Genomic DNA, 11842 nt, shown 5'->3' on the forward strand with positions numbered 1-11842 from the left:
AGGGCGAGGCCCCCACGCAGCTCAGCTACGCCGTCGGCGGCCAGACGGTCACGGCCAGCGTGAGCGAGCCGGGCCTGAGCGAGGTGGTCCTGGAGGCGCGCGTAGCCGGGCCGCAGGCGTGGTGGCCGCGCGGCTACGGCGAGCAGCCGCTGTACGACTCGGTCCTGAGCGTCGGCGGCGAGCCGGCCTGGAGTCGCAAGGTCGGCTTCCGCCACATGGGGATCGACCTGAGCCCTGACGAGGTCGGCGCGCCCCTGCGCCTGCTGGTCAACGGCGAGCTGATCCTCGCCAAGGGCGTCAACTGGATCCCTGACGACGTCTTCTTCACTCGCGTGACCGCTGCCGACTACCGCCGGGCGCTGACCGACGCCGTGGACGGCGGCTGCAACCTCGTGCGCATCTGGGGTGGCGGCCTGTACGAGTCCGAGGACTTCTATGACGCCACTGACGAGCTCGGCCTGCTCGTGTGGCAGGACTTCGCCTTCGCCTGCGCCGCCTACGCCGAGGAGGACTGGCTGCGCGAGACCGTCCTCGTCGAGGCCCGCCAGGCGGTGGGGCGCCTGGGCGGCCGCGCGAGCCTGGCCCTGTGGTGCGGCAACAACGAGAACGAGACCGGCTACCAGAGCTGGGGCTGGAAGGAGCGTCTGGGGGATCGCGCCTGGGGGCTGGGCTACTACCGCGAGCTGCTGCCGGCGATCGTGGCTGAGCTCGACCCCACCACGCCCTACATCCCCGCCAGTCCTTTCTGCCCCGACCCGGCGGCCGAGGCCAACAACGACGCCGACGGTGACACTCACGTGTGGGACGTGTGGAACGATCTGGACTACCTCCACTACGCCGACCACGCCCCGCGCTTCGCCTCCGAGTTCGGCTTCGGTGGGCCCATGGCCTACTCGACCCTGCGTGCCGCAGTGCACGACGAGCCTCTCTCACGCGACGGCGCCCAGCTGGTCGTCCACCAGAAGGCGGACAACGGCTTCGGCAAGCTGCAGCGCGGCATCGACAACCACTTTCCTGAGCCGGTGGACTTCCGTCACTGGCACTGGGCTACCCAGCTCAACCAGGCCCGGGCCTTCCACTTTGGCATCAGTCACTTCCGCTCCCTCCAGCCGCTGTGCACCGGATCGGTGATCTGGCAGCTCAACGACTGCTGGCCGGTCATCTCCTGGGCCGTGGTGGACAGCGCGGGCGTGCGTAAGCCCGGCTGGTACGCCATGCGTCACGCCCACGAGGACCGGATGCTCGTGCTCCAGCCAGCAGGAGAGGGTAAGGCTCGCCTGGCGGCGGTCAACAACCTGCGCGAGCCCTGGCACACGCGAGTTCGGCTCGGGCGAGGGCTGCGTCATGGCGGCGAGGTGACCTGGGAGACGCTTGACCTCAGCGTGGAGCCGGCCTCCTCGACGGCGGTTGAGGTGGCGCTGCCGCTGGAGGCGGACAGCTTCCTTCTCGCCGAGGCCGACGGCGTGCGTCGGGCCGTGTGGTTCACCTCCACCGACCGCGAGGCCGGGCTTCCGGCGCCCCAGGCGCAGGTCTCGGTGGACCGGGTGGAAGGCGGCTACCGGGTCCAGGTCACGGCGCAGGTCCTCCTGCGTGACCTCGCGCTGACGGCTGATGAGGTGATGCCCGGCGCCGTCGTCGACGACATGTTGGTGACCCTCCTGCCTGGCGAGACGGCGACCTTCACCGTCCGAGGTCCGGAGCTGGCCGATCCTTCGGTGCTCGCCTCCTGGCCGGTCCTGCGCAGCGCCAACGACCTGGCCAACTGAGCCGGCTGAGGCGCTGAGCCGGCCGGCTGCGGAGCCGGCTGGGCTACCTGGGCCGGTCGGCGCCGCGGGAGGGCGAGGCGGACAACGCCGTCCTCACCGCGGCGCCGACCGGCGCCACCGAGGCTCTCGCCAGCCACTGCCGTTGCGGGTGCGGCAGGCGGACCGGGGCCTCGCCGTCGTCCATGCGCAGCAGTGCCTGGGCGATGAGGCGGCCGAGCTCGTGGGAGTTGTCCGTCAGCGCGGCCACGGGCGGGTGCGCTAGGCGGCAGGACAGCGAGTCGTCCCAGACGGCGACGCTCAGCTGCTCGGGGACCGAGACTCCCATCTCGCGCGCGGTGGCGATGCCGGCCAGGACCATGGCGTCGTTGTCGTAGATGATGGCGGTGGGCCGCGGATCACGCTGCAGCAGGGCGAGAGTTGCCTCGCGTCCCGAGGCGGCGGAGTAGTCGCCCTCCAGCGTCGTCAGCTCCACGTCGTGCTCGATGGCGAAGCTGCGGGCGGCATCGCTGCGCACGCGGGTGTGAGCCAGCCTCGCCGGGCCGCTCACGCGCGCAATGCGGCGGTGCCCGGCCTGGACTAGAGGGGTGAGCACGCTGCGGGTCCACTCGACGTTCTCGCTCGTCAGCGCGCTCGCGCCCGACGGTGGAGTGTCGGCTCCGGCGTACAGGGTGCGCAGGCCCAGGCGCTCCAGCAACGCCGGGCGAGGGTCGTCGTCGAGCAGGTCCACGATAATGACCCCGTCCACGAAGCGCTCGCGGGCCCAGCGCTCGTAGGTAGCGACTTCTTCCTCCATGCTGGAGACCTGGTGGAGGAAGAGGATCACGGCGCTGCCTCGCAGGACCTCCTCGATGCCGTCGGTGACCTCGGCGTAGTAGGACTCGGCGGTGTACAGGCTGCGAGGCCGGTCCAGCACCATGCCCCAGCGGTGGGTCACGGTCGCCATGGGTGCTCCTTGGGCGTCGAGGGTGCGAGCAGGGCCTGATGAGTGCGATCCTTGCACTACAGCGGGCGCCCAGTCAGTCTAGAGCGCGCTGTGCCGTTGCGGAGGATGTGCCGGCGGCGGGATGGGCGTTGGGCGTCGGGACTTGACACGAAGACCCACGGACATGATGAGGGAGAGACGATGGCCAGGGGTGTGGACACCAAGGCGCTCGTCTTTGACCTCGTGCGCGCCTCAGGGCGGGCCTCGCGTGCCGGCCTGGCTGAGCGCACCGGCCTGACCGGCGCCACCATCTCGACCCTCGTGCGCCAGCTGATGGAGGAAGGGCTGGTCGAGGAGAGCGGCCGCGCGCGCTCGACGGGCGGCAAGCCCCGCACCTTCGTCCAGGTTGTGCCTGACGCGCGCTACGCCATCGGCATCCACCTCACGCGGTGCGACATGGTGCTGGTCCTCGCTAACCTCTTGGGGGCGGTGGTCGCGCGCACGCGCCGCCCGTGCGATCTGGGAAGCCACCAGTGGTCGCAGGCACTGACGCAGGCGGTGGACGAGCTGGTCATGGGGGCCGGGGTGCCGCGCGAGCGGGTGTTGGGTGCCGGCGTCGTCGGCTCGGACTCGGTGCGCGCGGAGATCCTGGCGAGCCAGCAGGCGCGTGACATCAGCCTGCTGGGGCGGCCCGTCCTGTTTGACAACGACGCCTCAGCGGCGGCGCTGGGGGAGTGGTGGGTCTCGCCGGCCGGCAGCACGGATGATGCGCTCGTGGTCTACCTGGGGGCCGGGATCGGCGGCGGCTACCTGGCTGGCGGCCGGCTGCGTCGGGGAGTCAATCAGGGCGAGGGCGAGCTCGGCCACGTGTGCGTGGACATGGCGGGGCCAGTGTGCTCGTGCGGCGCACGCGGATGCCTGGAGGCCGTGGGTGGGCCGGAGTCCGTGGTCAGGCGCGCCGTCGGCCAGGAGGACCTGGCACGTGCGGCCGGGCTCGGGCCGCAGCCCGGCGCGCGGGGGAGCGTGGAAGCGAACTTTGCGGCTGTGGCGCGTGTGGCTCAGGCGGGAGACCTGGCGGCGCAGAGGCTGCTGGCTGAGTCGGCGCGGGCACTCGCGGTGGCGGTGCGATCGGTGGTCAACGTCCTGGACGTGGCGACGGTGGTGCTCACTGGGCCGAGCGCTGGTGCTGCGGGTGCCTTCTACCTGCCGGTGCTGGAGGAGGAGCTGGCGCTGCGTTTTGGGGCGGGGTCTCGTGGGCTGATGGAGATCCGGCTGTCGCCCAGCTCGGGGACTGCTGCAGCGCTGGGCGCGGCGTCTCTGGTTCTCGACACGGCCGTGCGGGCGACTACGTAGCGGTGGTAGCGGTGCCACAGTGGACCGTCCACAGTCAGCCACATGTGCTGTGGGAAAGTCCTCAGCACCGACGGTGCACGGCAGGTGAAGAGACGATCGTCCTGGGAGGTTCCAGGGGTGCGGGGATCTTGGCGTCGTTGCAAGGATCGAGAATCGCCAGCGCGGACGATGGCGATGTGCTATGAAGCGCTTGACTGAGGGAAACCGCGTTATTTCAACGATTTGACATGGTTGAGAATCGTGGGTACTGGCGGCCTGGGTGAGGTGTGCGGTGCGCCCGACGGCGCCTCCAGGTGCGACGGGGCGGGTAATCGGCAGGTAACCACAGGACGAGTGGCGTGATTTCCCCGCTCTGGGGATTCTGTGCACAAGGCTGTGGACAGAATCTGTGGATAAGTGCGTCGGTGATGGTGTGTGGCTGGGCGGGCTGGCTGGGTCTGGCCGGGGCTGGCTGCCCTCTCCTCTCGCTTTAGGTCGTGGACAGTCGGTTTGGTTGTGGCGGGGGTGGGGTTCGACTGTTGTGGGCCTAAGGCGACGGTGGTGGAGATGCGTGCCGGCGTCGGTTTAGGTCGTGGACAGTCGGTTTGAGGTCTCCGGGGTGGCCTGCTCCGTCGTCTCAGACCTAGAGCCACAAGTCGCGGACCGGGCGCGCGTTGCGCACGACGTCGGCAGGGAACAGCGACGTCAGACGCGCAGCGAGCTCGTGTGGCTTCTTGATCTCTGACCACTCGAAGCGTTCGATGCGCCACCCGTCGCGGCGCAGCCGCATCTCACGAGACTTCTCAGCGCGGAGGTCCTCGGATCCGCCGTACTTGACGTATCCGTCAAACTCCAGGTCTAGCTTGCGCGCCTCCCAACCCAGATCGAGGAAGAAGGTCGACGAGTCTTCCCGACTCTGCCAGCACAACTGAGGGACGGCCTCGGGCAAGCCGGCCGCGTGCACCGCCCAGCGCAAGATGCTCTCACCGGGGGATTCTGAGAATGGGCTCGCGATGGCGAGGACCGCACGTGCGCGGCGAAGTCCCGGCCGCCGTGGGTAACGCTCGAGCATGGCCAGAAGTGTGGCGCGCAGTTCCTCGGGTGTCGGGCCGAGGCAATTGCGTGTGAACCGGTCCGCCTCGCAGGTCTTGCAGAAGATGGAGTCAACGATGCAGATCGCCTCGCGCGCGGGCAGGTCGCAGGCGCAGTCCACCGCGGTCTGGAGTGGGTTGGTCACCCTGAGGCCGTCGACGACGTCGACCTCCTCCGAGCGAGGAAGCCGGGTGCTTCGCACGAGCGAGACCTTCCGTCCGCGGAACGTGTGGCCGTCCTCGGCGGTGTACGTCAACGTCGGCAAGGGGCGGCGACCGCCGGTGGGAACCTTCGGGACGGCGATATGAATGTCTGGCTCGGTCGTCAGGCAGGTGTATCCATGCGCGATCGCTGCGGCCTCGTGAGTCAGGCATACGGCAGACGGGTGTGTGTGCAGCGCTGCGGCCGCTCGCGCAAGCGTTGCCTCGCGGAGCTGTTCCCACGGGGCGAGCCTCGGGGCGGGTTGGAGGTAGACGCCGCGCATGATCTTCACTGCGCCGGCCTCGACCATTGCTCGCGCGTCGTCGCGCAGGGTGGTCAGGGTCAGCCGCGGCACTGCTGGAGGAGGTGGAAAGGTGCTCATGCGTCTCAGCGTGCAGCGCGGTGGGGTGCGGAGGCCACAGCGCATGGTGAGGGTTGTGGATTGGGGTGTCACGGGAGGCGCCTGTGGAGCCCGAGCGCGTGTGTGGGTGAGGGGCGAGGGGTGAGGGGTGAGGCCGACGTCGGTTGAGGCCGGGAACAGTCGGTTTGGGTGTGGCGGGGATGGGGTTCGACTGTTAAGGGCCTAAGGCGACGGTGGTGGAGGTGCGCGCCGGCGTCGGTTTAGGTCGTGGACAGCCGGCTGAGGGTGTGGCTGGTCGGGTTTGGTCGGGGCTGGCTGCCCTCTCCCCTCGCTTTAGGTCCTGGACAGTCGGTTTGGGTGTGGCGGGGATGGGGTTCGACTGTTATGGGCCTGAAGCGACGGGGTGGGCAGGGCTGGTTGGGTGGGTGTGGCCGGTTAAGGGCCTCAAGCGACGAGGGCAAGCCTCAGACTGCGGCCTGAGCGATGACGTTGAGAACCTCAATGAGGTGACGGTCGGGCAGGTAGTCCCGGCGCACCGCCTCGTGTGCCACCTCGCCCATCTCACGCGCCCGCTCGCTGAGCAGCAGCAGGTCGCGCACAGCCTCGGCCCACCCAGCGGCGTCGTCAGCAGCCACCAGCACGCCAGAGACCCCGTCCTCGATCTGGTCCTGGATGCCGCCAACCGCGCTGCCCACCACGGCAGCCTTCTTCCACATCGCCTCAGCCACCGTCAGCCCAAAGGCCTCCACGCGCGAGCGCTGCGTGACCACGGCGCTGACCCGCTGCAAGGCGTTGACGATCGTCGCGTTGACCTCGCGGTCAGAGGCCGGGATCGCCAGCACGTGGATCCGGCAGGCCACGGACTCCGGCAGGGTGGAGACCCGTTCCGTGATCTCCTCCAGGGTCCGTGCGGCTCCGGGCTCGCGCGCAGGATCGGGCGTGGGCCCGGCCAGGACCAGGTGCGCGTCACTCGGCAGGGTCTCGATCTGGGAGGCAAAGGCCTCAACGAGCTCCAGGCCGCCCTTGAGCGGATCCCAGCGCTGGACCTGGGTCACTACCCTGGTGCCCTCGGGCACGGGCGTGCCGGCGGCGGGCGCACTCGGGGCATCGTCGCCCAGGCCGCGGAAGGCGTCCGGCCGGCCGTCCTCGCGGATGAAGGGGACGGCGTCGAAGGGCGGCTGCCCGTCAAAGAACCCGGTCAGGCGCACCACCGAGGCGGCCTCGTCCATGTCGAGGACGCGGTTCTTGGGGGAGTCGGGGTTGATCGAGGGGGCGACGACGGCGCAGCGCTCCTCCTCGGCGTAGAGCGGCAGGTACTCCGCGCGCGAGGCGACGAGGAGGTCGGCGTCCTCGAGATAGCGGTCGAGGAAGGCCCAGGCCCGCTGCCCCTCTTCCCCAGCGTCGGTCGCGCCCACGTGGCACCGCCAGATGACGGTGGCTCCGGCCTGGCTGAAGGCGCGGGAGAGACCGGCGGTGGCCGGGTCGTGAAGGATGACGACGTCCCCCTCGCGCACGTCCTCCACCACGTTCTCCGCGTTGGAGGCCAGGACGTGCTCGTAGAGGTCCCGCTGCTTGTCGGCCAGCTTGCCACCGTCGCCGTGAGAGCCGTGGAGGGCGGCGTTGAGCCGCGCGGTGACGGCCAGGAACTCGGCTGGGGCGTCGAGGGTGAGCCACCGGGCGTCGATGCCCAGCCCGCGCGCGTAGCCGACCAGCGGGGCCACGGTCTGGGCCGGTCCGGCCTCCGCAGCGGCCGACGGCGTCACGGTCCACACGGTGCGGCCGTCCAGCAGTCCGTGGGCTGCGGCGACGCCGTCGTGCAGACGGCGGATGGCGACCTCGTCGAGGTGGCTCTCCAGGTCCGACAGGGGCAGGGGTGCGACGTCGATGCTTCTCATGTCCCGATCCTGCCCCTCTTTTGTGTGACTCGCAGCACTTACGGGGAGTGTGTCGCAAGTTACCTTACGGCGGATTTATCCGGGTCCCGTCATGATCTCTCCCGCGAGCGGCGCAGTGGCACCACCTCGGTGGCTCCTGTGGCTGAAGGGCTGCTCCCAGCTGCCTGGCCCGCTCGTGTCCCATGACCTGATCCCGATCGATCAAAGGAATCCTCATGACTCAGTCCCTTGACCCTTAGCAGGCGTCTGTTCAGCAGGCCGCCGCTCCGAAGAAGTCGAAGAACACAGCCGCACTGCTCGCCTTCTTCCTTGGCGGGGTGGGAGCCCACAGCTTCTACCTCGGTCAGCACAGGAGGGCAGGGGTGCACATCCCGCTCGCCATCCTGAGCTTCGGCTTGCTCCTCGTGGGCGCCCTCAATGCTGGCGCGGGCGTCAATGAGTACGGCCAGGTCATCAACTCTGACGCCGTGAGCACGGGAGGTGCCCAGGTGATGGGCGGTCAGGTCGTCCTTGCCGCCAACTCGGTCTATTCCTTCGTGGAGCTCATCCACATCCTCATCAACAAGGACCGGTCCCTGAGCTGAGTGACATCGGCCTGGCGGGGCGTGGCAGGTTCGCACTCATACCTGCCACGCGCCGTCGCTGAGACCTACGAAGGAAATCCACTCGCATGACGCAGAGCCCTTCCTCCCCACGCTCCTCGCTGGCTGGCGACTTGGCGTCGTGGCTGGCGCAGCGGCCGCACTCGGACGACGGCACCCAGCAGCCCGAGGCCCAGCAGCCCGAGCCGCAGCCGCAGCAGCCCGAGGTCCAGCCGGCCGCTGTCCAGCAGATCTACGGCCAGCCCCGCGCCGGCCAGGATCAACTGCCCTACCCCGGCCAGGCACAGCCGCCCTCGGTGCAGCAGTACTACGGCCAGCCGATCTACGCCCAGCCGCAGCCCGGTGCCTACACCCCGCCCGTCCAGGCCGGCGAGCCCAAGTCCAAGTCCGTGGCGGCTGCGCTCGCCTTCTTCCTGGGATGGACCGGCGCGCACAGCTTCTACCGAGGCCAGCAGACTCGTGGCCGCATCCATGTGGTGCTGGCTGGGGCGTGCGGCGTCATGCTCTTGTTCGGCATCTACGTGATCGCCACGCAGACGGACGCCTACGGCGAGCTCCCCCCGGGTGAGCGCTTCAACGCCGGAATGGCCCTCATGACGGTCGGCCTGCTTGGTGCCGTCAACGTCCTGTACGGTTTTGCTGAGTTCATCGAGATCCTCTTCAGTCAAGACGGTTCTCTGCGCTGAGATGACTCGCGGCACCACGGCCGCTCCACCACCAACTGCCCTTAAGACAACCGAAGAGGAAGGCCTCTCCGTGGCACAGACCCCTTACCCCCACAACTCCTCCCAGCCCTACGACCAGCAGGGCTACGGCCAGCCTCAGCAGCCATACGGCCAGCAGCAGCCTTACGGTCAGCCGGGCTACCCGCAGCCCTATGGCCAGCAGCCCTACAACCCGAACGCCAAGTCCAAGACCGCGGCGGCGCTGCTCGCCTTCTTCCTGGGCGGGTTCGGCGCGCACAGCTTCTACCGGGGCCAGATGAAGCGAGGCGCTGGTCACCTTGCCCTCATGGTCCTGACGGTCCTGCTGTTCATCGTCGGCGTGGTCATGGCTGCCTCGCACACCGACGCCTACGGTCAGATCGCCGACTCCGAGGCGGTCAAGGTCGGCGGCGCCGTCATCATGGCCTACCTGGTCGCCGGCGCCAACAGTCTGTGGGCCTTCGTCGAGTTCATCATGATCCTCGTGTCCAAGGACGGCTCGCTGCGCTGAGCCGCCCGCTCGCCGTCGTGAGGACGACGGCGGTGCCTGGCTACGTCCCGCACCTCGCCTACCAACCCGCGTCAGCAGGCTGGTAGGCGAGGTGCTGTGTGCGGGGGTATCGACGTCGTCGGGCCTGGCGGAGGAGGCGGAAGGCCGCCTCGAGAGCGCCGGCGAGCGAGGTGTGGCCGGCGGCAGGTATCCTCAGCCTTGGTCCACTCACCTCCTCGACCCCAGGAGCAGCCGCATGGCAACCGTGTCGTCCGAGTCCACCGTCCCCATCCCCGAGTCGGGCCTGGCCCCGCGGCCGGTCGAGCACCCTGACACCATTCAGGACGCCGCGGCGACCCCGGACCAGGAGATGCCCTACCGCGAGCTCGGCCTCAAGGACGAGGAGTACGCCTCCATCAAGGAGCTGCTGGGGCGCCGTCCCACCAACGCCGAGCTCGCCATGTACTCGGTCATGTGGTCCGAGCACTGCTCCTACAAGAGCTCCAAGATCCACTTGAAGCAGTTCGGTGCCAAGGTCACGCCCCAGATGAAGGAGCACCTGCTGGTGGGCATGGGCGAGAACGCCGGCGTGGTGGACATCGGTGACGGCTGGGCCGTGACCTACAAGGTCGAGTCCCACAACCACCCCAGCTTCGTTGAGCCCTACCAGGGGGCGGCCACCGGCGTGGGCGGCATCGTGCGCGACATCATCTCCATGGGAGCGCGTCCCGTGGCCGTCATGGACCAGCTGCGCTTCGGCGCGGTGGACCACCCGGACACCGCACGCGTGGTCCACGGCGTGGTGGCCGGCGTGGGCGGCTACGGAAACTGCCTGGGACTGCCCAACATCGGCGGCGAGACCGAGTTCGACTCCTCCTACCAGGAGAACCCGCTGGTCAACGCCCTGTGCGTGGGCGTGCTGCGCCACGACGACATCCACCTGGCCAACGCCTCGGGCGCAGGCAACAAGGTGGTCCTCTTCGGTGCGCGCACCGGTGGGGACGGCATCGGCGGCGCCTCGATCCTCGCCTCGGAGTCCTTCGAGGACGGTATGCCGGCTAAGCGCCCCAGTGTCCAGGTGGGTGACCCCTTCATGGAGAAGGTCCTCATCGAGTGCTGCCTGGACCTGTTCGCCCAGGACCTGGTCCTCGGCATCCAGGACCTCGGCGCCGCCGGTATCTCCTGCGCCACGAGCGAGCTGGCCTCCAACGGCGACGGCGGCATGCACGTGGACCTGGAGAACGTGCTGCTGCGTGACCCCACGCTGACCGCTGGTGAGATCCTCATGAGCGAGTCCCAGGAGCGCATGATGGCGGTCGTGGCTCCTGACAAGCTCGAGGCCTTCATGGAGGTCATCGCCAAGTGGGACGTTGAGGCCGCGGTCATCGGTGAGGTCAACGGCTCGGGCCGCCTGACCATCGACCACTTCGGCGAGCGGATCGTGGACGTCGACCCGCGCACCGTCGCCCACGAGGGCCCCACCTACGACCGTCCCTACGCCCGCCCGGCATGGCAGGACGACCTCAACGCGGACACCTCCGAGCGCCTGGCACGCCCCGCCTCCGCCTCCGAGCTCGCGGACCAGGTGCGCGCCGTCGTCACGAGCGTCAACCAGGCCTCGACCTCCTGGGTCACCAGCCAGTATGACCGCTTTGTGCGCGGTGGCACCGCCCTGGCTCAGCCGGACGACGCCGGCGTCATCCGCGTGGACGAGGCCACCGGCCGGGGCGTGGCGATCTCCACTGACGCCAACGGCCGCTTCACCAAGCTCGACCCGGCCACCGGCGCCGCCCAGGCCCTGACCGAGTCCTACCGCAACGTGTGCACCGTGGGCGCCACGCCGCTGGCCGTCACCGACTGCCTCAACTTCGGTTCCCCGGAGGACCCCGACGCCATGTGGCAGCTGGTCGAGGCCATCACGGGTCTGGCGGACGCCTGCCAGGTCATGGGGATCCCGGTGACCGGCGGCAACGTGTCCCTCTACAACTCCCACGGCAAGGTCAAGGGGCTCATCGACTCCTCCATCAACCCCACCCCGGTGGTCGGGGTCCTGGGCGTCATGGACGACGTGCGCCGCGCCAACCCCTCGGGCTGGTTCGAGGAGGGCCTGGCCGTCATCGCCCTGGGCGCCACGGCCGATGAGCTGGACGGCTCGGCCTGGACTCGTGTGGTCCACGACCACCTCGGTGGCTTGCCCCCGCGCGTGGACCTGGAGGCCGAGATGGCGCTGGGTCGGGTGCTGCTGGCCCTGAGCCAGGCGGACGGCCCGGACGGCGAGAAGATCGTGCGCGCTGCTCATGACGTCTCCAACGGCGGTCTCATCCAGACCCTCGTGGACTCGGTCCTGCGTCACGGCGTGGGTGCGAGCATCAACCTGGCCGGCCTGGAGGGCCGCGACGAGGTGGATGACTTCACCGCCCTGTTCTCCGAGTCCGGCGCCCGCGCCGTCGTCGCCGTGCCCGAGGGCGCGGTGGCCG

9 protein-coding genes are annotated in these 11842 nt (G+C 69.4%); 6 read left to right on the forward strand and 3 right to left on the reverse strand.

The window, feature by feature from the left end; translation table 11 throughout:
- Window positions 1-1766: glycoside hydrolase family 2 protein (locus HMPREF0058_RS02555; RefSeq protein WP_006548111.1), on the forward strand; the 1766-nt coding region annotated here is incomplete at its 5' end.
- 43 nt (window positions 1767-1809) lie between these two features.
- Here the strand turns inward: HMPREF0058_RS02555 and HMPREF0058_RS02560 are convergent.
- Window positions 1810-2709 carry a LacI family DNA-binding transcriptional regulator gene (locus HMPREF0058_RS02560; protein WP_006548112.1) on the reverse strand — a complete coding sequence of 300 codons (900 nt, stop codon included), beginning with the start codon at window positions 2707-2709 and terminating at the stop codon, window positions 1810-1812.
- 180 nt (window positions 2710-2889) lie between these two features.
- Between HMPREF0058_RS02560 and HMPREF0058_RS02565 the strand changes: the two genes are divergently transcribed.
- Entirely contained in the window at window positions 2890-4041 is a 1152-nt protein-coding gene (locus HMPREF0058_RS02565) for an ROK family transcriptional regulator (RefSeq protein ID WP_006548113.1), read from the forward strand.
- A 622-nt stretch (window positions 4042-4663) separates the two neighbouring features.
- Here HMPREF0058_RS02565 and HMPREF0058_RS02570 read toward each other — a convergent pair.
- On the reverse strand, window positions 4664-5695 hold the full coding sequence (locus tag HMPREF0058_RS02570) for a type IV toxin-antitoxin system AbiEi family antitoxin (protein WP_141560452.1): 1032 nt from the start codon (window positions 5693-5695) through the stop codon (window positions 4664-4666).
- Between the two features lie 443 nt (window positions 5696-6138).
- On the reverse strand, window positions 6139-7569 hold the full coding sequence (locus tag HMPREF0058_RS02575) for a glycosyltransferase (RefSeq protein ID WP_006548115.1): 1431 nt from the start codon (window positions 7567-7569) through the stop codon (window positions 6139-6141).
- Between the two features lie 362 nt (window positions 7570-7931).
- Here HMPREF0058_RS02575 and HMPREF0058_RS02580 point away from each other — a divergent pair, with 362 nt between their 5' ends.
- The 4 genes from HMPREF0058_RS02580 to purL all read left to right on the forward strand — a co-directional run.
- Window positions 7932-8153, forward strand: coding sequence for a hypothetical protein (locus tag HMPREF0058_RS02580; protein ID WP_040319491.1), 222 nt, complete (start codon window positions 7932-7934; stop codon window positions 8151-8153).
- Window positions 8154-8239: 86 nt separating this feature from the next.
- Window positions 8240-8857 (forward strand): TM2 domain-containing protein, encoded by a 618-nt coding sequence (locus HMPREF0058_RS11650; RefSeq protein WP_006548118.1) that lies wholly within the window; start codon window positions 8240-8242, stop codon window positions 8855-8857.
- 70 nt (window positions 8858-8927) lie between these two features.
- The gene (locus tag HMPREF0058_RS02595; protein ID WP_006548119.1) at window positions 8928-9386 is read left to right on the forward strand and encodes a TM2 domain-containing protein; all 459 of its coding nucleotides are present in this window, start codon (window positions 8928-8930) and stop codon (window positions 9384-9386) included.
- A gap of 235 nt (window positions 9387-9621) precedes the next feature.
- Window positions 9622-11842: phosphoribosylformylglycinamidine synthase subunit PurL (gene purL / locus HMPREF0058_RS02600; protein WP_081449142.1), on the forward strand; the 2221-nt coding region annotated here is incomplete at its 3' end.

Origin of the sequence: Actinomyces urogenitalis DSM 15434, from assembly GCF_000159035.1 — a bacterium.
GTDB lineage: Bacteria > Actinomycetota > Actinomycetes > Actinomycetales > Actinomycetaceae > Actinomyces > Actinomyces urogenitalis.